Source organism: Microcystis sp. LE19-8.1F (genome assembly GCF_027531715.1).
GTDB lineage: Bacteria > Cyanobacteriota > Cyanobacteriia > Cyanobacteriales > Microcystaceae > Microcystis > Microcystis wesenbergii_A.
On record NZ_JAPZSO010000084.1, the window covers coordinates 21,158 to 43,949 of the forward strand.

Annotated in this window: 21 protein-coding genes; 12 read left to right on the forward strand and 9 right to left on the reverse strand. The window is 43.0% G+C overall.

Annotated features, from left to right (window positions below; genetic code table 11):
* Window positions 1-131: 131 nt before the first annotated feature.
* Window positions 132-1,085, reverse strand: coding sequence for a tetratricopeptide repeat protein (locus O9334_RS08830; RefSeq protein ID WP_287999873.1), 954 nt, complete (start codon window positions 1,083-1,085; stop codon window positions 132-134).
* A 63-nt stretch (window positions 1,086-1,148) separates the two neighbouring features.
* Here O9334_RS08830 and O9334_RS08835 point away from each other — a divergent pair, with 63 nt between their 5' ends.
* Window positions 1,149-1,430, forward strand: a complete 282-nt coding sequence (locus tag O9334_RS08835; RefSeq protein ID WP_287999875.1) for a hypothetical protein — start codon at window positions 1,149-1,151, stop codon at window positions 1,428-1,430.
* 37 nt (window positions 1,431-1,467) lie between these two features.
* A complete protein-coding gene (locus tag O9334_RS08840) occupies window positions 1,468-1,977 on the forward strand; it encodes a YceD family protein (protein WP_002795530.1) in 510 nt (169 codons plus the stop codon).
* A gap of 61 nt (window positions 1,978-2,038) precedes the next feature.
* Here the strand turns inward: O9334_RS08840 and O9334_RS08845 are convergent, their stop codons facing one another.
* Together O9334_RS08845 and O9334_RS08850 are read right to left on the reverse strand one after the other, a co-directional pair.
* On the reverse strand, window positions 2,039-3,001 hold the full coding sequence (locus O9334_RS08845; RefSeq protein ID WP_045362561.1) for a glycosyltransferase family 9 protein: 963 nt from the start codon (window positions 2,999-3,001) through the stop codon (window positions 2,039-2,041).
* 126 nt (window positions 3,002-3,127) lie between these two features.
* Window positions 3,128-3,730: a M23 family metallopeptidase gene (locus tag O9334_RS08850; RefSeq protein WP_287999878.1), complete on the reverse strand. Its 603-nt coding sequence runs from the start codon at window positions 3,728-3,730 to the stop codon at window positions 3,128-3,130.
* 194 nt (window positions 3,731-3,924) lie between these two features.
* On the opposite strand from O9334_RS08850, the gene serS reads away from it, so the two are divergent.
* A complete protein-coding gene (gene serS / locus O9334_RS08855) occupies window positions 3,925-5,208 on the forward strand; it encodes a serine--tRNA ligase (protein WP_287999941.1) in 1,284 nt (427 codons plus the stop codon).
* A gap of 55 nt (window positions 5,209-5,263) precedes the next feature.
* Here serS and O9334_RS08860 read toward each other — a convergent pair whose 3' ends face one another.
* Window positions 5,264-6,424 (reverse strand): 2,3-diketo-5-methylthiopentyl-1-phosphate enolase, encoded by a 1,161-nt coding sequence (locus O9334_RS08860; RefSeq protein WP_287999880.1) that lies wholly within the window; start codon window positions 6,422-6,424, stop codon window positions 5,264-5,266.
* A gap of 577 nt (window positions 6,425-7,001) precedes the next feature.
* Between O9334_RS08860 and O9334_RS08865 the strand changes: the two genes are divergently transcribed.
* Window positions 7,002-8,906, forward strand: coding sequence for a polysaccharide biosynthesis protein (locus O9334_RS08865; RefSeq protein ID WP_287999882.1), 1,905 nt, complete (start codon window positions 7,002-7,004; stop codon window positions 8,904-8,906).
* Window positions 8,907-9,239: 333 nt separating this feature from the next.
* Here the strand turns inward: O9334_RS08865 and O9334_RS08870 are convergent, their stop codons facing one another.
* Complete coding sequence (locus tag O9334_RS08870; RefSeq protein ID WP_002784873.1) at window positions 9,240-9,428, reverse strand: hypothetical protein; 189 nt, start codon at window positions 9,426-9,428, stop codon at window positions 9,240-9,242.
* Window positions 9,429-9,630: 202 nt separating this feature from the next.
* Here O9334_RS08870 and cobW point away from each other — a divergent pair, with 202 nt between their 5' ends.
* The 8 genes from cobW (at window position 9,631) to O9334_RS08910 (ending at window position 20,145) form a co-directional block, all read left to right on the forward strand.
* Window positions 9,631-10,665, forward strand: a complete 1,035-nt coding sequence (gene cobW, locus O9334_RS08875) for a cobalamin biosynthesis protein CobW (protein WP_287999884.1) — start codon at window positions 9,631-9,633, stop codon at window positions 10,663-10,665.
* Between the two features lie 672 nt (window positions 10,666-11,337).
* The gene (locus tag O9334_RS08880) at window positions 11,338-11,499 is read left to right on the forward strand and encodes a hypothetical protein (RefSeq protein WP_287999886.1); all 162 of its coding nucleotides are present in this window, start codon (window positions 11,338-11,340) and stop codon (window positions 11,497-11,499) included.
* A 39-nt stretch (window positions 11,500-11,538) separates the two neighbouring features.
* Window positions 11,539-13,590 carry a M3 family metallopeptidase gene (locus O9334_RS08885; RefSeq protein WP_287999888.1) on the forward strand — a complete coding sequence of 684 codons (2,052 nt, stop codon included), beginning with the start codon at window positions 11,539-11,541 and terminating at the stop codon, window positions 13,588-13,590.
* A 207-nt stretch (window positions 13,591-13,797) separates the two neighbouring features.
* Window positions 13,798-14,571, forward strand: coding sequence for a hypothetical protein (locus tag O9334_RS08890; RefSeq protein WP_287999890.1), 774 nt, complete (start codon window positions 13,798-13,800; stop codon window positions 14,569-14,571).
* A gap of 345 nt (window positions 14,572-14,916) precedes the next feature.
* Window positions 14,917-17,223 carry a sensor histidine kinase gene (locus O9334_RS08895; RefSeq protein ID WP_045362584.1) on the forward strand — a complete coding sequence of 769 codons (2,307 nt, stop codon included), beginning with the start codon at window positions 14,917-14,919 and terminating at the stop codon, window positions 17,221-17,223.
* Window positions 17,162-17,608 carry a response regulator gene (locus O9334_RS08900; protein ID WP_002758488.1) on the forward strand — a complete coding sequence of 149 codons (447 nt, stop codon included), beginning with the start codon at window positions 17,162-17,164 and terminating at the stop codon, window positions 17,606-17,608. Before O9334_RS08895 ends, O9334_RS08900 begins: the two co-directional genes overlap by 62 nt.
* A 170-nt stretch (window positions 17,609-17,778) precedes the next feature.
* Window positions 17,779-18,954 carry a hybrid sensor histidine kinase/response regulator gene (locus O9334_RS08905; protein WP_045362586.1) on the forward strand — a complete coding sequence of 392 codons (1,176 nt, stop codon included), beginning with the start codon at window positions 17,779-17,781 and terminating at the stop codon, window positions 18,952-18,954.
* A gap of 381 nt (window positions 18,955-19,335) precedes the next feature.
* Window positions 19,336-20,145 carry an SDR family NAD(P)-dependent oxidoreductase gene (locus tag O9334_RS08910; RefSeq protein WP_287999893.1) on the forward strand — a complete coding sequence of 270 codons (810 nt, stop codon included), beginning with the start codon at window positions 19,336-19,338 and terminating at the stop codon, window positions 20,143-20,145.
* 280 nt (window positions 20,146-20,425) lie between these two features.
* Here O9334_RS08910 and O9334_RS08915 read toward each other — a convergent pair whose 3' ends face one another.
* From O9334_RS08915 to O9334_RS08930, 4 genes are all read right to left on the reverse strand, one after another.
* The gene (locus tag O9334_RS08915) at window positions 20,426-21,292 is read right to left on the reverse strand and encodes a 6-pyruvoyl trahydropterin synthase family protein (protein WP_287999943.1); all 867 of its coding nucleotides are present in this window, start codon (window positions 21,290-21,292) and stop codon (window positions 20,426-20,428) included.
* Window positions 21,293-21,610: 318 nt separating this feature from the next.
* Window positions 21,611-21,838 (reverse strand): type II toxin-antitoxin system HicB family antitoxin, encoded by a 228-nt coding sequence (locus tag O9334_RS22855; RefSeq protein WP_353738119.1) that lies wholly within the window; start codon window positions 21,836-21,838, stop codon window positions 21,611-21,613.
* A 4-nt stretch (window positions 21,839-21,842) separates the two neighbouring features.
* Window positions 21,843-22,244 carry a hypothetical protein gene (locus tag O9334_RS08925; RefSeq protein ID WP_287730986.1) on the reverse strand — a complete coding sequence of 134 codons (402 nt, stop codon included), beginning with the start codon at window positions 22,242-22,244 and terminating at the stop codon, window positions 21,843-21,845.
* 20 nt (window positions 22,245-22,264) lie between these two features.
* Window positions 22,265-22,792: a hypothetical protein gene (locus O9334_RS08930; protein ID WP_287999895.1), complete on the reverse strand. Its 528-nt coding sequence runs from the start codon at window positions 22,790-22,792 to the stop codon at window positions 22,265-22,267.

The window sequence follows — 22,792 nt, forward strand, 5'->3', positions numbered from 1 at the left end:
AGGAGAATTAAAAATAAGCATTAATCAATTAAATGGTATATTTACAGATTTTATGCCATTTAATCCTTATTTTTGACGTTTTTGAACCCTGAAAAATTAATTATGCAAGAGGTCTAATATTGATCGCTCTTTTAAACAATGGGAGATGGTAAGGAAAGTAACTGTTGGTGGATCTGCTCGATGAGGGCGAGGATTTGCTGATAATTGTGGTGCAATCCCTGATGATAGAGGTGATTTGCTCCTTGATTTAAATCCGCTAAAGCTGATTGATAATAACCCAATTGATGCCGCAGTAATCCCCTTCTAATATAAGCATCGGCATAAAAAGGATCGATGGCAATCGCCCGATTTAAATCGGCGATCGAGCGGTCGTATTCACCTAATTGGTGAGCGGTACAAGCTAGATTATAGTAGGCTGAGGCGTTATTTTTATTTAACCGGAGAGCTTGATTAAAATCCGCCTTGGCTGAGGTAAAATTGTGGAGGGCTAAATGAGATAAACCTCGATCATTATAAATAGTGGCTAAAGTGTCGGGTTGCCAGTTAGTAATTTGACGCAAGGATTGATTAAAATCGGCTAGGGCAAGGGGATAATTTTTCATGGCCGCCTGAACTAAACCCCGATTATAGTAGGCTTGATAATAGGTGGGTTTTAACCGGATAGTCTGGTTATAATCGGTCAGCGCCTGTGAATAATCTCCCAAACGATAAAAAGCTAAACCCCGATGGAAATAGGCTAGATAATTATCGGATTGCTGTTGTAAAGAGCGGGTGCAGTCTTGCCAAGCGTGCAGATAATCCTGCAAATAAATCTGAGTTAAACAGCGATTACTGTAGGCTAGGGCCAAGTTATTTTCCTGTTCCAGCGACTGATTGAAATCCTGCAAAGCTTGCTGATAATTACCTGCCTCTAGTTGTTCAATTCCCGATCGCAACCAGTAGGATAAATGTACTGATTGAGCCGCTTTTCCCTGCCGAGGCCATCCCCCCAGCACAAGCGAGCAGAGCAGTGCAACCATAACCAATCCACCGAGGCGAGGAAGAAAATTTTTCAAAACCGTTGACATAGGAGTATCTTTGTGCATATACTCCCAATTCTGAGGAAACTTTCTCGATCGATCAACAGACAGCCTGTCAAACTAAATCCGTTGAATATAGACTACATATTAGGACAGGCAAAAGGCAAGAGGCAAGAGGCAAGAGGCAAGAGGCAAGAGGCAAGAGGCAAGAGGCAAGAGGCAAGAGGCAAGAGGCAGCTTTGTTCTCCCCACACCCTACACCCCACACCCTACACCCCACACCCCACACCCCACACCCTACACCCTACACCCCAAAGTCTAGGACTGGTCTATGTCTCTAGAGGCGAGGGCTGCGATAAGCTAATAAAGGAAAGATTGTCACCGAGCAATTATGGTGGCGTTACTCGCTAACGCAGTTGACACCCGATAAATGATACAGGAGTTATCTATGGAAACTATTTTTATCCCCCACCTCCTCAAATCTCCTGATCGACAAAGAGTGATCATCATCGATAATTTTATCCCCGGTCTAGAAACCTTGACACCGGTGCGGGGGACCTTGCTGGTTAGACATGGGGGGAATTTTTTGGAAGTATCGGTGAAAGCAGAAACCATCGTCACCTTAACCTGCGATCGCTGTTTACAGCAATATAATCATCGTCTGCAATTAAACACTTCCGAATTAATCTGGCTAGACAAAAATAAAGACTACGATCACTCCTATCCTCTAGAGCGAGAAATAGCCTACGAAGACCTCTCGGAAACCCTCGATCCTAACGGGGATTTTGACCCGCAAATGTGGTTATACGAGCAGTTGTGTCTAACTTTGCCCCCCCGTCAACTCTGCGGAGCCAATTGTCAACCACCCGATTTTTTTCTTCCAGAAAATACTGCCATCGATGGTCGTTGGGCCTCCCTAGAATCCTTGAAAAGTCAGTTATCTCAATCGCAAAATTGAGCCTTGATGCCGATTTTTTTCGGGTTTCGAGCCACGAGAAAAGCGATCGAAACCCGATTCTTTACCGGCCCCAAATCTTTTTCAGGACAGTTTCGGGAGTAATATCGGCGACTTTTCCCGTATTAGCTTCAATATATCGATGAAGCTCTCCCCCACTCGGTAAAACTCTCTTAGGCAACGAAGGAAGCAGCAGAGAGAGGGTATAGGTTCCCACGGCCACGGCTAACTGTAAAGGGACACTTTCGGTAGCTAACAATAAATTAGCACCGGCGATCATGGCCGCCATTTTACCGATATCGGCCGTTCTGGACACTTTTAAGTTATTATCCATGGCTTTGAGGGCTAAAACCCAATCTTCATCCAGTTCTCCCTGGATTGCGACAATTGGCAAATCCGGTTGTTGATGGCGAATACCTTGGATAATTTCTAGCCAACTCTCTAGGGGATAAACCGTTTCTAGTCCTTGGCTGATGCTGAGATCGCTACCGCCGGCGTAGAGGAGAATATAGCCGCTATCCTTGATATTGAGGCGTTGCTGCTCCATTTGGGCCCAATCGATATCATCGCGATTCAAGGTTAGTTTTAAAGGTGGACAGGGTGGAGCAATCTTTAACCCTTTGACCAGTGCGTGATAATTATCCGCTAGATAGCCTTCCGTTGGCCGGGGTACTTGTTCCGATAAGAACCAGCTGCCATTATTTTCATAGCCTATACGGTTAGGAACACCATTTAACCAGAGTAAAAGGTTGATAGCAGGACGATTAGTGAGACTAATGGCGATTTCGTACTCCCGGTCTCGAATTACTCCCAAAATATTTAAATAATCCGCTAATCCGTACTGATCTCGATAGTCAAATAAAAGCACTTCCCTAACCTGGGGACAGAGACGATAGGCAGCTTTTGCCCTAGGTTCGACCAAAACATCAATGCTGCTTTGGGGGTAAGTTTGCCGGAGGGTTTCTAGAGTGGGAAAAAACAGCAGTTGATCGCTAATTCCTCCCGGTACAAGGGTTAATATTCGCATTTTATCTGGATATACCTGAATCGATCAGCTTAATTCTAGCAGTGTCCCTCGTTATTCACTAAATCCGGGCAGCGATGTTTTTTCTCCACAGAATGCGATCGCAGATTCTCTAATTTCCCCTTCCTCTTAACTATTACCCGAAGGATTAGAACCGTACATAGCATTTAAAACCAAAGCGGGGTCAACGTATTGATTGCCGTACATCAGTCCCCAGTGCAGGTGTGGTCCGGTGGTGCGTCCGCTCATTCCCACTCTAGCCATACGGGCCCCTGCCGGTATATCCTGACCGAGAGTAAGGACGATTCCTCCTGACCTGTCAATCAAAAAAGTACCACGGCTATCGGATTGAACCGAACCCATGAGATGACAATAAATATGCGTCCATTGACCGGATTGCATCTTAATCATGGTGCCACAGCCTGTATTATCCGATAATTCGACGATTCTGCCGGTCCACCAATTGCGAATATAACTGCCCAAGGGTGCGGCCATATCTAACCCGGCATGAAATTGTTGACTGCCATCCATGGGAGAGAAACGATAACCGAAACCGGAGGTATAGGTTTGAAAGTTTTCCACGGGGAAGGAGGCCCCGGCCCAAGCATTTTGAGCTATGAGAGTGGGATTAGCTTTAACGGGGTGTAAACGGTCAAATCCTAGAGAAATTAACGTGACAAGACAGCTAATTGCTAAAAAACGCAGGAATTTAACAGGCAGATATTTGAGCATGAGACTTACTCCAGACACCAAAATTAAATATACCCCAGTTTCCGCTGCCGCTAATTTTACCGGCGGCTTTTAACCGATATTTTAGTTAAGTTTTGAGTTATATTGAGCATTGGTTAGCGGTTGACAACATTTCCCCTCAGGCTGCCGATTCCCCGACTCCCCCACTTACTTTTTACTTTTTACTGACTCGTACCATGTTAGACCTAAAGCAAATTAGAGAAAATCCAGAGGAAGTACAGAAACGCTTAGATAGTCGGGGAGGTAGTTATGATATTGCCCCTATTATCCAGTTAAATCAACAACAGAAGGCTTTAGAGTTGGAACGCAGCAGTTTACAGGCCCGGGGGAACGAAATCGGTAAACTGGTGGGACAAAAAGTTAAAAGTGGCAGCGATGTCAACAGTCCCGAAATTTTGGCAATGAAAACAGAAGGAAACGAGATTAAAAGTAAACTAGCTCAATTAGAACCGCAGGAAAAAGAGATTAAAGCGGCCATTGACCAAAAAATCTTAGATTTACCCAATTTACCCAGTGAAACCACTCCCATTGGTAAGGATGAACGGGAAAATGTGGAAGTTAGACGCTGGGGAGAAGAATATAAACCCACCAACCCGAATATTTTGCCTCACTGGGAAATTGGGGAAAAATTGGGCATTTTAGACTTTGAACGGGCAGTAAAGATCGCCCAGAGTCGTTTTGTTAATCTTATCGCCCTCGGGGCAGCCCTAGAAAGAGCTTTAATTAATTTTATGCTCGATCGCCATATTGTCGCCGGTTATACAGAAGTTTTACCGCCAATTCTGATTAATAGTGACTCCCTGCGCGGGACGGGACAACTGCCAAAATTTGCGGAAGAAAGCTTTAAATGTCGAGATGATGAGCTTTGGTTAGCACCAACGGCAGAAGTACCCGTTACTAACCTTTATCGCGATGAAATCCTCTCATCGGAGCAATTACCGATCAAACACTGTGCCTATACCCCTTGTTTTCGTCGGGAAGCGGGCAGCTATGGCAAGGATACGAGGGGCTTGATCCGTTTGCATCAATTTAATAAGGTGGAAATGGTCAAAATCGTCCATCCTGACGCTTCTGCTCAGGAACATGAAAGTTTAGTCGCTAATGCGGAGGCAATCCTGCAAGCTTTACAGTTGCCCTATCGGGTGATTGAATTGTGTAGCGGTGACTTGGGTTTTTCGGCGGCCAAATGTTATGACTTAGAAGTGTGGCTACCTTCGGCTAATACCTATCGGGAAATTTCCAGTTGTTCTAATTTTAGAGACTTTCAGGCACGACGGGCAAATATTCGCTTTAAAGAAAAAGGGCAAAAAGGCACTAATTTTGTCCACACCCTCAACGGTTCGGGATTAGCGATCGGTCGTACTATGGCCGCTGTCCTAGAAAATTATCAACAGGCAGACGGGACGGTAAAAGTGCCGGAAGTGCTGCAACCCTATCTAAAACGGGAAGTTATTTGTTAAATTTTCTAAAAATGCTTGACAAAATGTCTTTATAGTGAATTTGAAAAAGTTGCTCTTAACCCCACTCTACAATTGCCTGTTTTAAGGCTCCTTCTGGCAAATTGGCCGGATCAAAGGACTCACCCGCTTCTATTCTCTCTAAAGCTTCAAAAAAAGCCCTCACACCACTGGCCGGTCCCGATGGGTGGTCCATAATTCCGGTTCCCGCATTGAGGATAACATTACGTCCGTAATCCCCAAGGACCTGGGGAACAATACCTGGACGAATACCGGCCGAGGGAACTGGAAAAACGTTTCTATCGCGCAAAATATCGCGAATTTTGCCTTCCTCCCGGGGATCGAAGGGTAAACTACCGTAAGCGGCGGGATATAGCACCGCATCGGCTCCTGCGTGGGCCATCATCGTCCCCAAAACCACAGAATAGGCTAATCCCGTATCGCTACCGGCACACATCGCTCCAGCAAAGGCAGGATGGGCGAAAATAGGCACATCGATCGCTGGATCACTGGCTAAAGCTTCTAAAACGGAAAAACCGTAGGTAAGAACGTTTAATAACAGGGCATTAGCGCCATGTTTCACCAATAAACGGGCTTTTCTCTGCAATTCGTCCGCTTTTCCAGTGACATTGACAGCATAGAGAACATTTCTACCGGTTTGCTGCCGCACTTCCTCCAAAACTCGGCGACAACAATCTAGGCGCTCGTGGGTGGGAGCCACGGGAAGATCCGCCATGATTTCATCATCTTTAATCACGTCTAAGCCAGCAAAAGCCACTTCTCGCAGGATATCGGCGTGATCTTGGGCCGATAGTCCTAAAGCGGGTTTAAAAATTGCCATTACTAGAGGTCGATCATAAACCCCCAAACGTTGCCTAATTCCTGTGATTCCCAGCTTGGCTTTCGTGCCGTAGCTTTCGGGGAGATACACCCCCACCACTTTTCCGGCTCCAGCCATGGAATATTTGCCGAAAATCATGGTTAAAAGACTGGCGATGTCATTTTCAACGTTTATCTGGGGAAAACGCACCCTAGCCACCTTATAACCGTCGGCTTCCTCCCTGATCCCCACCACTTCCGCTAGGTGTTGTTGCAGCTGCTGTTGACGATGACTGTGGCGATCGCTCCAAGTGCCAGCGGTTTGACCGATAGCGATCGTTTTTGCCTGTTTTTCGGCATTAATAGCGGTAGGAAAGCGATAATCGACAATGATAGTCATGAAAAGTCAAAAGCTAAAAAAGGGAGTGGGAATTATCAATTGTAAATTATCAATTATGAATTGGGGAGGTGGGGAGATGGGCAGAAAACGCTGCCTCTTGCTTATCCTAATTAAGGGGTTCATTTTGTCCGATTACTTAATAACTGGTATATTTTGAGCATTGCCTAAAATATAAGCTATTTGGTTCTTCGTTACTTGGTATGGTTCGATAGGGGGGCATAAATCGACTAAATCCTTATCTGGTAAGAGACTTAATTGATTAGTTCGCTCTAGATCAAAAACAATTGACAAAAATCGCTAAATGCCTTTCTATATAAGGGTTACATCCCTTATAACCCCCGTCGATTGCATAACACAAACCGAAGAGCCAGCTATTTGAGGTTATAATCCAATAGTTTAGGCTCTCTTATTGTTGGTGTGATAAGTTTAAATTATATAAGAGCGATCAATCTTTGTGTCCTTTGTGTCTTTGTGGTTCGTTCCACTCGCTCGCCAGCAGGACTGTATCTTAGAATACATTTTACCCACCAAAACCAAGAGAGCCTAATTTACTTAAAATTAATTAATCAATTGGATGATGTCTAGAAAACTGGCGAACAAAATCCTTAAATTAGCTAATTCCCTATCTAGGTCATCGAAGCGATCTCTTTTAATTGTCACCGATTGCCTTATTTTTTGTCTGACCATCTATCTAGCCTTCTCTCTCAGGTTTAATCTTAGCCTCGAATATCAGCAAATTAGACCTTTTTTCGGGGAAATATTCAGCTTAATTGCCATTAAACTTCTAGTTTTCTATCTTAAAGGTATTTACCGTCCCGTAGTACGTTATACAGGATTAGAGTTTCTTTCCTCCGTACTGCAAGCGGTTCTCTATAGTTCAGGGGTTTTAATCAGTCTTGCCTACTTTCAAAGGGATGCCTTTTTGCCGCGTTCAGTCCTGATTATCGACGCATTGTTAACCCTAGTATTGGTTATTGGGGTGAGACTGTTGATTCGTTCTGTCTTTCACCGTCTGAATATTTACGTCAGTAGTGTCGATAGGGAACCGACAATTGTTATCTATGGTGCCGGGGTTGTGGGTTGTCAATTGGCACGTTCCCTACAAAATGACCCCCACTATCGTTTATTGGCCTTTGTTGATGATAATCCCGATTTGCAGCAGCGAGTTATCCAAGGCATTAGGGTTTATCCCCCCTCTCAATTGGCACTACTGCACCAAAAACGGGCCTTTGACTGGGTTATTCTCGCTATTCCGAATGCAGACAATACCAGAAAGCGGCAAATCATCGAAAGTCTAGAAACTTTACCCATCGTCATTAAAACCGTCCCTCCCCTCTCAAAAATTTTATCGGGAGAAGCGGCCATCAATCAGATTCGCAGTGTCGATGTCTCGGAATTATTAGGACGGGAAGAAATTCTACCCCATCCCGAACTTTTGGGAAAAAATGTCACGGGTAAAGCGGTGTTAGTCACCGGGGGTGGCGGTTCCATCGGTTCGGAATTATGCCGACAAATCGCCCTCCTCAAGCCAAAATGCTTGGTAATCTACGAATTAAACGAGTTTTCCCTCTACAAAATCGATCTCGATTTAAGCGAAAATTATGCCGATTTAGCCAAGTATGCCTATCTAGGCAATGTTCTTGACCGCAATCATCTAGACCGGGTCATCCAACAACACCAGATTGAGACAATTTATCACACTGCCGCCTATAAGCACGTTCCCCTTGTGGAAGCCAATGCTAGTCAAGGGATTTACACTAATGTTTGGGGGACTTTAAATGTCGCTCAGATCGCGATCGAGAATTCAGTTAGTAATTTAGTTCTCATTTCCACCGATAAGGCCGTCAGACCGACTAACATTATGGGGGCCAGCAAACGCTGTGCTGAGTTAGTCGTGCAAGCTTTGGCCGCTTTACCCCATACTTCCACCTGTTGCGCTATCGTCCGCTTTGGCAATGTTCTTGATAGTAGCGGTTCCGTGGTGCCGCGTTTCCGGGAACAAATCGCCCAACGTAAGAATATTACCCTCACCCATCCCGATATTATTCGCTATTTTATGTCTATTCCAGAGGCGGTGCGTTTGGTTATACAAGCGGGAGCCATGGCCCGAGGGGGTGAGGTATTCCTGTTAGATATGGGTGAACCGGTAAGAATTTACGATTTGGCCCTACAGATGATTCGTTTAAGTGGCTTGGAATTAGGGCAAGATATCGATATTGAAATCACAGGATTAAGACCGGGGGAAAAACTCTACGAAGAATTATTAATCGATACCGATAAAGCTCGTCCCACCGCTCACCCAAAGATTTTTTGCGCTCATGAACACTTTCTTGCTTGGGACAAATTGCGAATCAAATTAGAGCAACTGCTTAATTATATTCAAGTTAATGACCGTCAGGGCTTAGTTAAGTCCCTACAAGATTTAGTTCCCGAATATCAGCCGGCGCAGCAAATAGCCAGTAATTTGTCAAGTAAAAAGTGAAAGAAAGGAGTTTTAGCGAGTGCATCCCACATTTGCAGAAATACCGACAATTAGCAATTATCAGTGACTCTTAAATTAGTACAAAAATATGAACAATCGCGTGTAAGCATCCCACCGAAAAACTAATGCGCTCCGGGGTTTGGGCCCCAACGGGGGGTTTGGGTAGGGTTGATTCATGAATCAACCCTACTATCACTCAACCCTAGGGTTGAGTGATAAAACCGAAAGTAACGCCCAATTTTAGGAGAAAGTTTCCCCTTAAAAATCCCAAATTAGTAGATTTACAAAAATGAGATGCACCCGTTTTAGATATCCTCTTGTTGCCAAAATTTATTAATCTAATTGAACCGAATGCTCTTGTTTTAATTGCTTTTGGATAGTTTTTACCGTCTGCTCAATTTTATTGATTCCGCGAGAAGAAGGCCGATTTACTCTATCAGCTAGAGGAGAAGTTTGTTGAATAGCAATGCTTAAATAAAGAGGAAAAGCGAGGGTAAAGGCTAAAAAAAGACGTTGTAACATGATCCACTCCCACAAAAGTTTTTCAGCGATTATTTAGCCGGCTGAAACTTCTAACAGAATAACGACTAACTAGGAAAATTTCAGCTAGTTTGTGACAGTCCGGCAATTGGTGGGGCAATCCTAAAGAATTAGCGCTGAAACCCTCAACCCTAGACCGAGAGTCTGATAGATTGATCTAGAAACATGATCGATCGCTCTATCTATGCACAAAATTCCAGTTACTGTGATCACGGGTTTTCTGGGTGCGGGAAAAACTACCCTCATCCGTCATCTACTGCAAAATAATCAAGGCCGACGGGTGGCCGTTATGGTCAATGAATTCGGAGAAGTGGGAATTGATGGTGATTTATTGAAAAGTTGTCAGACCTGCGACGACAACCCCAACGATAATATTGTGGAACTGACCAACGGTTGTCTGTGCTGTACAGTACAGGAAGAATTTCTCCCCACCATGCAGAAATTGCTGGAGCGACGGCAACAGTTGGATTGTATGCTGATCGAAACTTCGGGGTTAGCTTTACCTAAACCTCTGGTTCAAGCTTTTCGCTGGCCGGAAATCCGCAACGGTGCGACGGTGGACGGAGTAATCACCGTGGTGGATGGTTTTGCTGTCGCTAGGGGTCGTCTGGTGGCGGATTTGGACGCTTTAACGGCACAAAGGCAAGCAGACCCCAATTTAGAACACGAAACGCCCATTGAGGAGTTATTTGAGGATCAGTTAGCCTGCGCTGACCTGGTACTCTTAACTAAAACCGATCTCATCAGCGAAATCGAATTAGAAAAAATTATTAATTGGCTGAAAACACAACTGCGATCAACGGTAAAAATAGTTACTTGTGCCGATGGACAAATTAGCCCCGATGTGCTATTGGGATTTAATGCCGCCGTCGAGGATAATTTAGCTAGTCGTCCTAGTCATCATGATCACGAGGAAGAACACGATCACGATGAGGAGATCAATTCCGTGCAGTTTTGCCTCGATTCTCCTGTAGATGCCCGAATTTTGACCCAACGGCTCAAAGAATTGGTGGCCCAAGAAGAAATCTATCGGGTCAAGGGATTTGTTAACGTGGCTAATAAACCGATGCGTATGGTGTTACAGGGAGTCGGCGATCGCTTTGATTCTTTCTTCGACCGACCCTGGCAATCCACGGAAATGCGGCAAACCCGCTTGGTCTTTATCGGCCGCTCCCTCGATAGTCAGAGAATCGAGCAGGCCTTAACTAGGGTTTGCTGAAGAAGTTTTTCCTAGGGACAGGGTGTGGGGTAGGGAGATTATTTTTATTTATTCTCCCCTCTCCCTTCTCCTTTCTCCCCCTCTACAATAATTAGGGTTTGCTGAATAAATCTAAAAACCTTGTTGGATAGGGTTTTTAGACTTGTTTTCCCTCAAAAAGTGCCGACCTTTGGAGTGATTGGGGGGAAAATTCAGGTACTTTTTCCCTGAAAATTAGGTAATTGACCACCTGAAAATGGGTAAAACCCCACACCCCACACCCTGCCCCCACGAAAAACTTTTTCAGCAGCCCCTAATTACTCGCAGCCAGAAATACGTTGGGGATTATCATACTTTGTGCTTTTTGTCAAAAAAACTTTTTTTTTGCAATAAAACTACACAAAAAAAAGATCATCGTTGCTGGTGAAATTGACTGATTTGACCGTCTTAATTAGGATCACCTTCTAGGTGTGGCAAGGGTTTCAAGCGTTGCTGCCCAAAAAAGCACAGAGTAACCCATTATGAAATTCTATCAAATCGCTGTAACCCTTGTAACATCGTTGTTAAATAAAAATCTTTCTCAATTAATTCTTAAGAATTTGTAAATATTGCGGAATGTTAATTTAAATATTCTCAAGTTTTTGCAGTCAATAAATAATTTTTGCTTATCTTTGATCAACAGAGGCAGTCCCAATGAAAAAATTTTCACCCCCACAGATGAAAGAGGTTTCTTTCCCTACACCCCACACCCTACACCCCACACCCCACACCCCACACCCCACACCCCACACCCCACTGAAAAAGCTCCGGCGTTCGATCGCCCGGATAGATGGTCGGGGATTTGGGTTAGGGTAGTAAAAGATACAGATTACTCACCCTTCCAGACCAAAAATTATGACGAACACCAGTAACCCGCTGCTTGCCGGTCAAGGATTACCGGCTTTTGACCAAATCCAACCCGGCCTGATTGTCCCTGGGATGACGCAACTTTTGCAGGAACTGGCCGGAGAATTAACCGATCTAGAAGCGCAGATTGCCCCCACTTGGGAAAAATTAGTCGAACCCCTCACCCGGATCGAAGAACGTTTAAGCTGGAGTTGGGGGATTATCGGTCATCTGATGGGGGTAAAAAATAGCCCAGAATTGCGTCAAGCTTACGAAACCGTACAACCGCAGGTAGTCGAGTTTATTAGCCGTTTAAGCCAAAGTAAACCCATTTATGAGGCATTCTCGTCCCTGCGTCAAGGGGAAAGCTGGGGGCAATTAGACGAGGCACAACAGCGCATTGTCGAAGCTTCCCTGCGGGATGCTCAATTGGCCGGGGTGGGATTAGCAGGGGAGAAAAAAGACAGATTTAACGCGATTCAACTGGAATTAGCGGAAATCACCACGAAATTTTCTAATAACATCCTCGATGCCACCAAAGCTTTTCAACTGAAACTAACAACCCCAGAAGATATCGCCGGTTTACCCCCTAGTCTCCTCAGTTTAGCCGCCCAAACCGCCCGCACCCAAGGAGAAACTAACGCCACCCCCGAAACCGGCACCTGGGTGATTACCCTCGATTTTCCCAGTTATTTCCCCTTTATGAAGTACAGCGATAATCGGGAATTGCGCGAAAAACTCTATAAAGCCTACGTTAGTCGGGCCGATCTGGGAGAATTGGATAATAATCCCTTAATTGATCGCATTTTGCAACTTCGTCAGGAACAGGCCCATCTTTTAGGTTATAGTACCTACGCCGAGGTCAGTCTTGCCAGGAAAATGGCCAATTCTGTGGATGAAATCGAGAAATTGCTTGACAATTTGCGCCAAGTCAGCTATGAAGCGGCAAAACAGGATTTAGAGGCCTTAAAAACTTTTGCGGGAACCGAGGATCTCAAGCATTGGGATATAGCCTATTGGTCAGAAAAACAGCGTCAGGCCAAGTTTAACTTTAGTGCCGAGGAATTACGCCCCTATTTCCCCCTACCACGGGTTTTAGAAGGCATATTTAGCCTCGCTAAACGGATTTTTGGGGTAGAAATTATCGCTGCCGACGGTAAAGCACCTATCTGGCATCCCGATGTGCGTTATTTCCAGATTAACGACGAAAAGGGCGAAAAAATCGCCTATTTCTACCTCGATGCCTACAGTCGTCCCGCCGAAAAACGCGGCGGCGCTTGGATGGATGTCTGTATCGGTCGCGCCAAAACTGGTGCCGAGGTGCGTTTACCTGTGGCTTATTTAATCTGCAATCAAACGCCTCCAGTGGACGGAAACCCCAGTTTAATGACCTTTGAGGAGGTAACTACCCTATTTCACGAATTTGGCCACGGTTTACAGCATATGTTAACCACTGTGGATTATTCTGGCGCAGCGGGTATTAATAACGTTGAGTGGGACGCGGTGGAATTGCCCAGTCAATTTATGGAAAATTGGTGTTATGATCGCCCTACTTTAATGAGTATGGCCAAACACTACGAAACCGGTGAAACTCTCCCCGAACATTACTACCAAAAACTGCTTCTAGCTAAGAATTATATGAGCGGTTCGGCTATGCTGCGTCAGTTACATTTGTCTTTAGTAGATTTGGAATTACACCATCGTTATCAACCCAATGGCGGCGAAACTCCTAAACAAGTCAGACAGCGTTTAGCGGCAACGACGACGATAATTCCTCCCCTACCAGAAGATGCTTTCTTGTGTTCTTTTGGGCATATTTTCGCCGGCGGTTATGCGGCGGGTTACTATAGTTATAAATGGGCAGAAGTTCTCAGCGCCGATGCTTTTGCCGCTTTCGAGGAAGTGGGACTAGATAACGAAGAAGCAGTGAAAGCGATCGGTCGTCGTTTTCGCGATACTGTTTTAGCTATGGGGGGAAGTTCTCATCCTATGAATGTTTTTAAAGCTTTCCGCGGTCGCGAACCTAGTACCGAGCCTCTCCTCCGTCATAGCGGCTTATAAAAGTAGTCAAACACTTTTCTTTGTGGTGCGTTACGGTAATATTTAGCTCTTGATTTTTTCCCTGAAAACAAGGGATTGTCTAACGCACCCTACTTGACTACTTAACATTTTTTCATAAATAGGCTCTCAAACTTGCTGTAAAAATAGAAATGATAAGTTACAATACTATTGTTCTATACATCACCAATCTAGCCTTTGATAAAATTTATGGAATCATCTACTCTACCGATTCATAATCCAGCCGAACGTTTATTAATTATCCTACAAAGATGTTCTCCAGACGAAACTGACGAATCAGTTCAAGCAGTTTTAGCAAGAGCAATGGAAGTGAAAAATGACACTGATTCTGTTCAGAAAGGGTTGATTCAATTACTACAGCTTATTTATCACATAGAAGATCAACTACAATATTTTCCTTCAAGAAAACAGTCTTCCTATAAAGAACTTATGAAACAAATTAAGGATGAATTAATTAGTGTATTTTCAAGACTTGAAATGTCTTGGTCAAATTCTTTCTTACAGCCATTAAACTCTCCTGACTGGTACGCTCTACATTGGCTTCCTTCTTGTGTAGAAGATTTTGAGGAAATATATTTAAGCAAAGAGGATTTGAACAGGTTAAGGGAAGAAATCTTAGGTTTAATTCAAATGATTGAAGATAGCAAAATTACGCAAGAGTTTAAACAATTTCTGCTGATTAAATTAAATGAAGTCCTAGAAGCTCTTAACAAATTTTACATCGTTGGCTATACTGGTCTTCGCAAGGAAATTTTGGCTACTCTGGCTGAGTTGAGAATTAATGAAGTCGAAGGCGAAGATAGAGAAACTAAGAAAAATGTATGGCAAAAATTACATGAATTTTTAACAAAAATAGTTCCAGAAAAAGCACAAAAGATTAATCCGTTAATTAGTCTCCCTGTCAATGTTTATAAGCTGGCAGAAATGATCACCAATCATAATATTTTGCCTCCAGGTAATTAACAAAAAAGGGTTGCTATCATATTTAAATCTTAGATTTTGGTGTGTTACGCTTCGCTAACACACCCTACTGTATATTTTTATTAAGAATCATCTGTCCCTTGTAACATTAACTCTTAATTCTTAACAAATTACCATAGATTCTCAGAGAAAAACTGATTATAATAAAGGGAACTGAACAGAACTGCTCGATCGATAGATAACTGATTAATTAAAGTTTTATTACTTTTGATGGCCTGGGATTAAGAGAAGTAAATTTATTCTCGATCGCCCCCTGAAAGTGAGAAGAAATAGTTTTAATAAACAAAGAGTTTTCCACTTGGCAAAAATCCTCTGGGGGCAATACACATGGAAGTTCTAACCGAGACAATTAACCCAACTTCGATCGAACGGGAACCGATCCATCTCTATAACCGAATTCAACCGCACGGGGTGCTTTTAGTTCTCAGCGAACCGGAGCTAAAAGTCAGCCAAACTAGCAGTAATAGCCGCAGTTTATTGGGTATTTCTCCGGGGGAAATTATCGGTAAAACCCTAGAGGAAATCTTCGATCCCTTTCAGATCGATCCTCTGAAATCAGCCATAGAAAATAACGATTTTGATGCTATCAATCCCTCCAAAATTTGGGCGCGGGTTAAAGGGGATGATTTTGCCGTCTTTGATGCTATTTTCCACCGTAACGCCGAACAAATGCTGATTTTAGAGTTAGAACCAGCTATTTCCTATGAAAACATTCCTTTCCTGAGATTCTATCACCTAGCCAAAACTTCGATCGATAAACTTGAAGCCACCCGTAGCCTGAAAGATTTCTGTAATATCATCGTTAAAGAAGTAAGAAAAATGACAGGATTCGATCGAGTTATGTTATACAAATTCGACGAAGAAGATAACGGTGATGTGATAGCAGAAGACAAAATAGAGCAACTAGAACCCTATCTCGGTTTACGTTATCCCGCTTCCGATATCCCTCTCCCGGCACGAAATTTATTAAGTGCTAATTGGATTCGACAGATTCCCGATGCTACCTCTGAACCCGTCGATTTAGTGCCTAGTCTTCACCCCGAAACCCAACAACCCTTAAATTTAACCCTGTCCAGTCTTAGAAGTGCTTCTCCCTGTCATTTAGAATATCTGCATAACATGGGAGTGGGAGCATCTCTAACCATTTCTCTGATTGAAAATAAACGTCTCTGGGGTATTATTGCCTGTCATCACCGCACCCCTAAATATGTACCCTACGAACTCCGTAAAGCTTGTGAGTTCTTAGGAAGAGTAATTTTCTCGGAAATATCGGCACGGGAAGAAACCGAGGATTATGACTATCGAGTGAAATTAACCTTTGTGCAATCGCAATTAATCGATTATATGGCGGAAGCTAATAACTTTATCGATGGATTAATTGCCCATAAACCTAATCTGCTCGATCTAACTAAAGCCACAGGAGCCGCTATTTGTTTAGGCGGCAATTATACCTTAATTGGAGTAACACCGAGCGAAGAAGAACTAAATTATCTGATTACTTGGCTAGAAAAAAACGTCCATGAAGATGTTTACTATACTAATTCCTTACCGCAAATTTATGCCGATGGGGGTAAGTTTAAAGACATTGCCAGTGGTTTACTAGCAATTCCCATTTCTAAACGTAATTATCTCCTCTGGTTTCGTCCAGAAGTAATTCAAACCGTGAACTGGGGTGGTGATCCGGGTAAAGCGATCGAAACGACTGCCATAGATGGTGATATTCGTCTCTGTCCGCGTAAATCTTTCTCCCTCTGGAAAGAAACTGTTCGTCTCAAATCTTTACCCTGGAAAGCAGTAGAAATTAACGCCGCACTAGAATTACGAAAAGCGATCGTCAATATCATCTTAAAACAAGCCGATGAATTGGCCCGTTTAGCGCGGGATTTGGAACTATCAAACGCCGAATTAAAAAAATTCGCCTACGTCGCTTCCCACGATTTACAGGAACCCCTCAATCAAGTCGCCAACTATGTGCAGTTGCTAGAAATGCGCTACACCGAAGAACTGGACGAAGATGCTAAAGAATTTATTACTTTTGCCGTCGAAGGTGTCAGCTTGATGCAAACATTAATAGATGATGTGCTGGCTTACTCAAAAGTGGATATGCAGGCGGTAGAGTTTAATACCATCGATGCTAATCTGGCACTGGAAAAAGCTCTCGCTAACCTGAAAGGGAGAATTCAAGAAAGTCAAGCTATAATCACCGTTGATCCTTTGCCAATTGTTATGGCAGATAAAACCCAGTTAATGCAATTGTTCCAAAATCTTATCGGTAATGCCATTAAATTCCGGGGAAAAGCAACTCCCACTATTCATATTGCTGCCCAACGTCAAGAGGAGGAATGGCTGTTCTCTGTCACCGATAATGGAATTGGTATCGATCCCCGATTTTCCGAACGCATTTTCGTGATTTTCCAACGACTGCACACCCGCGACGAGTACCCCGGCACAGGTATGGGTTTGGCGATTTGCAAGAAAATTATCGAGTGTCATCGCGGACGAATTTGGGTAGAATCCCAATTAGGTAAAGGAGCGGTTTTCTATTTTACAATTCCCCTAGGAGGTAACGAGCGTGAGCGCTGGCGAGGACGTGCCACACAAAATTATCTTATTAGTGGAGGACAGCAAAGCTGATATTCGCCTCATCCAAGAGGCATTAAAAACTAGCACCGTCCCGCACGAATTAGTTATCGTTAGGGATGGTGTCAACGCCATGGATTATCTGCGTCGAGAAGGGGAGTATCTCGATTCTCCCCGTCCTAATCTGATTCTTCTCGATCTGAATTTACCAAGAAAAGACGGACGGGAGGTATTAGCGGAAATAAAAAACGATCCCAGTTTAAAAAGAATTCCTGTGGTGGTTTTAACCACTTCTCGCAACGAGGAGGATATTTTTTATAGCTATGAACTGCACGTTAATTGTTATATAACCAAGTCACGCAATCTCAACGATTTGTTCAAAATTGTCAAAAATATCGAGGCTTTTTGGTTAGAAACCGCTACTTTACCCGGGGAGTGAATCATTATCAGTGATCAGTTATCAGTGATCAGTTATCAGTTATCAGGAGTCGGTCGTCAGGAGGCAGGAGGCAGGAGGCAGCTTTATTCTCCCCACACCCTACACCCTACACCCTACACCCCACACCCCACTTCCTAACCTCCGAAATCTCTTTAACTCTTGATTAAAAAATGGGACTCTCGCAGGATATAAAAGTTCTTTTAATCGAGGATAATTTAGCCGAAGCTCGATTATTAAAGGAAATTCTTAAGGGTAATGAAAAAAAAGAATTTCATCTGGTTAATGTCTCAAGATTATCCGAGGCTATTTCCCTGTTACAACAAACAAATTTTGATGTAATTTTATTAGATCTAACTTTACCAGATAGTCAGGGTTTGGAATCCTTAGCTCCCCTTTTGATTACGGCTCCGAAATTGCCGATCGTGGTTTTAACTAATACTAATGATGATAATTTAGCTTTGGCAGCACTGCGTCAGGGAGCGCAGGATTATTTAATTAAAAGAGAAGTAAGTTTAGAAATTTTAACTCGATCGCTATGTTATGCGATCGAACGAAAACAGATGGAGGAAGCTTTACGAGAATCGAACGAAGCTTTAAAAATGAGCGTGATTGAACGCACTAATCAACTGGAAAAAGCTCAGGAATTAAATCAGTTAAAAACTGAATTTGTTTCCATGTTATCCCACGATTTTCGCAATCCTTTAAATAAAATTTTACTCTCGGCTGGATTATTAGAAGAAAGTCGCGATCGGTTGACAAAAGATCAGCAAGTTAGCTATTTTCGCATGATTCGATCGGCCATTAAAGACATGGATCAATTGCTCACAGAAGTGTTATTAATTGGCCGGGCCGATTCTGGGAGATTATACTGTCAATTTGATCTGGTGGATTTGCTGGATTATTGTCAGAAATTGGTAGAATCTTTTACTGTTAAGCCGGAGCCGCAATTAGCAATTATTTTCCAAATTGAGGGCAGCTTAGAAAGAGGACTTTGGGATATAAATTTAATTAAACATATCTTGACAAATTTACTAGGAAATGCTCTCAAATATTCACCCCAAGGAAACCCCGTAGAATTTAAGATTATTGTCGAATCCGAGCAGGTAGTCTTTAAAATTGTCGATCGAGGAATTGGTATTCCCAGCAAAGATCAAGAACATTTATTTAAACCTTTTTATCGCGGTAGCAATGTCGATAATATTCAAGGAACGGGATTAGGATTAGCCATTGTCGGACGCTGTGTGGAAGCGCACAAAGGACAAATTCACTTGGAAAGTGAGGAAGGAAAAGGCACAAAGATCACGGTAATTTTACCGATTATTACCGACATTGAACACCTAAATTGAGATGAACGATAGGGTGGCACCACAATTTTTTTTCTGCTGCCCCTCTGCCCTAGGGTTGATTCATAGTAGGGTTGATTCATGAATCAACCCTACCTCTCCCCTCTCCCCACTCCCCTTCCATAGGATCGAGGATCACCCTGAGCGTTCATCCGATCGAGTGATTTTCGGGAAAAGTGTTAAAAAAGATTGCTGTTTGTAAAGACAACTGTTACCGTAGGTTCAAGAGTGCGCTTTGAAGGAGGAAAAATCCCATGCACCCTAACCTATCCATCTATCCCCCGATTGCTTCACTACTTATGTAGGGCATAGATGCACAAATCAAAGATTTCAGAAGCAAAACCAATAAATTTCTGTACTGTTGCTTAAAACAGGAGTTTGATCATGAAATTACAGGGAAAAACAGCCCTAGTCACGGGGGCATCCCGGGGCATTGGACGAGCGATCGCCTTAGAATTGGCCCGACAAGGTTTAAGCAGAATTGTGATTGTTGCCAGAGATCAAGAGCGATTAGAAAAACTAGCCAAAGAAATTGAGTCCCTAGGGGTCATTGCCACACCTTTAGCCCTAGATTTAACCGAAAATGACCTTGTTAGTCCTTCAATTATCCGCGTTTGGCAAGAATGCCGCGGCATCGATATCCTCGTTAACTGTGCCGGTATTGCCCATCAAACCCCCTTTCTACGCTCGCAATTTTCGCAAGTGCAAGCAGAAATATCTTTAAATCTGATGGCCCTGTACACGGTTACTCGCTTAATTGCCCGCCGGATGGCAATTCGGGGACAGGGAACGATTGTCAATGTTTCCAGCATGATGGGTAAAATTGCCGCTCCTAGCTTCGCTACCTACTCGGCCACCAAATTTGCCATTTTGGGTTTTAGTCAAGCTCTCAGGTCGGAATTACGGGAACACAACATCAAAGTTATCACCCTCTTACCCTCTTTAACCGATACGGATATGGTGCGAGAATTGCAGTTATTTCGATGGTTAAAACCGATGAGCGCCGAAGAAGTCGCCCAAACCCTAATTACCGGGTTAAATAGGGACAAAACGGAAATTGTCGTCGGTTGGCAAAGTCATCTAGCTCTTTGGTGTCAAAAATTGGCCCCGAAACTGCTCGAGAAAATTGTCGATTTAGCCTCTCCCTTACGTCAAGGCAAAGGAAAGCGAGGATGGCGAGAAGTGTTTAACTAGGGTTTAATTAGGGTCTGGTGAAAAAGTTTTTCCTGGGGGTAGGGTGTGGGGTGTGGGGTGTGGGGTGTGGGGTTTTACTCATTTTCATGTGGTCAATTACCTAATTTTCAGGAAAAAAGTCCAGGGATTTTCCCCCCAATCACTCCAAAGGTCGGCACTTTTTGAGGCAAAAAAAGTCTAAAAGCGTTATCCAACAAGGTTTTTAGATTTATTCAGCAAACCCTAATTAAATCCATCAGGGTGAGCCATGCTCACCCTAATCACCTTAACCGACAGGCAATTAAACGGCTGTCAGGGTTTTTTCTAGAAGTTGTCGGGGAGCTTGAAGCAAACCACGACAGTGGATTTCGGCAGAATTATTGGGACTTTCAATCAGTTTAACTTTATCCAATTCGGCTCCTAATTGGCGGATCCGTTCCCCTAATAGTTGAGCGATGTGTAAGGCAATATTTTCCGCGGTGGGAACCACTTCGGCAAAGTAGGGAATATCCTTATTTAAAAAAGTATGATCGAAGGGTTCTACTACCAATTCATCGATCGCTTTTTGTAAATCCCCTAGATCTACAATCATACCGGTGCGGGGATCGATTTCTCCCGCCACGGATACTTCTAGGTGATAATTATGACCATGACCGTTTACCCTGGCGCATTTGCCGTAGATTTCCGAGTTTTGTTCCAGGGTTAATTGCGGTAAAGCCAAACGATGAGCGGCACTAAAATGGGTTTTGATAGTTAAAGTTGCTTCCATATCTTTTCCTTGATATTCTGCCCACAATTCGGGGTGTTCAAATAGTTGAATTTTGACTAATGGTAAATAGGGTGCTAATCTTTGCCAGATAACTCTGGCGATATTTTCTGTGGTGGGTAGGGTTTGCTGAAATTCCGGCCAGACTTGATTGAGATAGGAGTAGTCTAATTGACTGGTTATCTCTCGTTTAATTACCTGTTTAACGGTGGAGAGATTCTCCACCATGCCATAAGGATTGAGTTCTTTGTATAGGGAGACATATAATTCGTAATTGTGACCATGACCGGGAAAACGGCTACCAAGACCAAAACGTCTTTGATTTTCGGCTTCGTCCCATTCTGGCAGATAATAGCGATGGCTGGCTGAAAACCGCGCTCGACGATTGATGATGCAATCCATAAATGTGGGCGATCGATGACTTTGTAAAGTTACGTTAAGAGTAACTTTTTCTAGCATAAACCAGTTTTGTCTCCTCCGGCTTGCGGACCGGAGAAAGTTATCCCTCAATTCCGGCAGAATGCGATCGCTGTGAGTCGATAAGTAGTCGTGCAAAATTAATTTCCTAGTCGAGACAGGAGACTCCGAGACAGGAGACAGGAGACGGGAGACGGGATACAGCTATTAGGGATCGGATTTGAGTTTTCAGTTCACTGTTTCCTCACATCAGAAGTCTGACGGAGTAGTGGCTTAGATGTGTAATTAATTTTGCTTAGTTACTTAGTGAGAAAATTTATCTTTGAGAAGGCAAAGGAATTGCTTTTTTACCACTAAAATAAACTTTCTAGCTTCTTCAATATTAATCATCACTTCCTCTAAAGTTTCCCCCTGAGTAATACAACCATCTAAATCTGGAATTAACGCGGTGTATCCGCTCTCTTCTTCGGGATAAATTGAAATCGGATATTTAAGAGATAAAAAGTATTCTAATATTGGTGTTCCATCGATAGGTCTAAATAGGTTTGACTAAATCGCCAACTTGAGCATTATCAAAAGGTTTTAATTCATCGGATTCTACCACTTCAGATTTATAACTCCTCAATCCCAAAGAAGAATTTTCTATTCTTTTTCTATAAGTTTTTTTCTGATCGGTTTCAATTATAGATATTTTATCTTGAACGAAAATAATTCTTCCCGTACCTCTTACTAATTCGAGAAACCCTAAAGATTCGCCAGTATGGGGATCTAATATTTCTTCGTCATCGATACGATAAACCATCATTCTTTGACCTTCTCGAATTCCGTTCTGTTCACCTCTATTCATTACTAATTTATAGTCGTCAATAACCTTAACGACAGTGGCAGGAAAAGTTCCTTTGGGGGATAAAAGGGGAGTTTCTGTGACGTTTTCCATATTTTCCTCTACAGGTTTAATTATTTTTTATAAATACTCGGTTTGACTTTGATTCTTTGAATAATTGTATCGTCGTTATTAGCTAATCCGTCTAAAACATTTTGATAGCCCGCTTCTGGCTGGTCGAGAACTGTCTGTATTTTTTGATCGCTTTGTACATTTTTAACAACCCCCTCACCGATTAATACTTCAAACCCATCTTCGTCCGTATAGTAAAACGATATCATTAGTTGAGCGGCAAATAAATTGGAGGCTTCGAGTAAGCATTGAATATTATTATTTGCGTCCTTTTGAACTCGTAGGATTTTCGGAATAATATTTTGCTTGACTCTTTGATATTCTTCTAGTGCCGTTTGTAACGCTGTAATTAGAGTTGCTATAACTAATATAGCTATCGTGATTATAACAAAAAGAACCACTAGAGGAATAGGTGTCTGCCCAGCAAATGCCCACGCAAGTAAACTAGCGACAAAACCCAGGAATCCCAGCACCAATGACTGAATTCCTAAAAAACTAGACCAAATTAACCCCCAAAAGTTATTTTTCAT

Coding starts and splice junctions, on each gene's coding strand:
- cobW (WP_287999884.1), top strand. CDS start 9,631: ATGCACAAAATTCCAGTTACTGTGATCACGGGTTTTCTGGGTGCGGGA.
- O9334_RS08890 (WP_287999890.1), top strand. CDS start 13,798: ATGGAATCATCTACTCTACCGATTCATAATCCAGCCGAACGTTTATTA.
- O9334_RS08925 (WP_287730986.1), bottom strand. CDS start 22,244: ATGGAAAACGTCACAGAAACTCCCCTTTTATCCCCCAAAGGAACTTTT.
- O9334_RS08905 (WP_045362586.1), top strand. CDS start 17,779: ATGGGACTCTCGCAGGATATAAAAGTTCTTTTAATCGAGGATAATTTA.
- O9334_RS08910 (WP_287999893.1), top strand. CDS start 19,336: ATGAAATTACAGGGAAAAACAGCCCTAGTCACGGGGGCATCCCGGGGC.
- O9334_RS08895 (WP_045362584.1), top strand. CDS start 14,917: ATGGAAGTTCTAACCGAGACAATTAACCCAACTTCGATCGAACGGGAA.
- O9334_RS08870 (WP_002784873.1), bottom strand. CDS start 9,428: ATGTTACAACGTCTTTTTTTAGCCTTTACCCTCGCTTTTCCTCTTTAT.
- O9334_RS08865 (WP_287999882.1), top strand. CDS start 7,002: ATGTCTAGAAAACTGGCGAACAAAATCCTTAAATTAGCTAATTCCCTA.
- O9334_RS08885 (WP_287999888.1), top strand. CDS start 11,539: ATGACGAACACCAGTAACCCGCTGCTTGCCGGTCAAGGATTACCGGCT.
- O9334_RS08860 (WP_287999880.1), bottom strand. CDS start 6,424: ATGACTATCATTGTCGATTATCGCTTTCCTACCGCTATTAATGCCGAA.
- O9334_RS08845 (WP_045362561.1), bottom strand. CDS start 3,001: ATGCGAATATTAACCCTTGTACCGGGAGGAATTAGCGATCAACTGCTG.
- O9334_RS08880 (WP_287999886.1), top strand. CDS start 11,338: ATGAAAAAATTTTCACCCCCACAGATGAAAGAGGTTTCTTTCCCTACA.
- O9334_RS08930 (WP_287999895.1), bottom strand. CDS start 22,792: ATGAAAAATAACTTTTGGGGGTTAATTTGGTCTAGTTTTTTAGGAATT.
- O9334_RS08840 (WP_002795530.1), top strand. CDS start 1,468: ATGGAAACTATTTTTATCCCCCACCTCCTCAAATCTCCTGATCGACAA.
- O9334_RS08830 (WP_287999873.1), bottom strand. CDS start 1,085: ATGCACAAAGATACTCCTATGTCAACGGTTTTGAAAAATTTTCTTCCT.
- serS (WP_287999941.1), top strand. CDS start 3,925: ATGTTAGACCTAAAGCAAATTAGAGAAAATCCAGAGGAAGTACAGAAA.
- O9334_RS08850 (WP_287999878.1), bottom strand. CDS start 3,730: ATGCTCAAATATCTGCCTGTTAAATTCCTGCGTTTTTTAGCAATTAGC.
- O9334_RS08915 (WP_287999943.1), bottom strand. CDS start 21,292: ATGGATTGCATCATCAATCGTCGAGCGCGGTTTTCAGCCAGCCATCGC.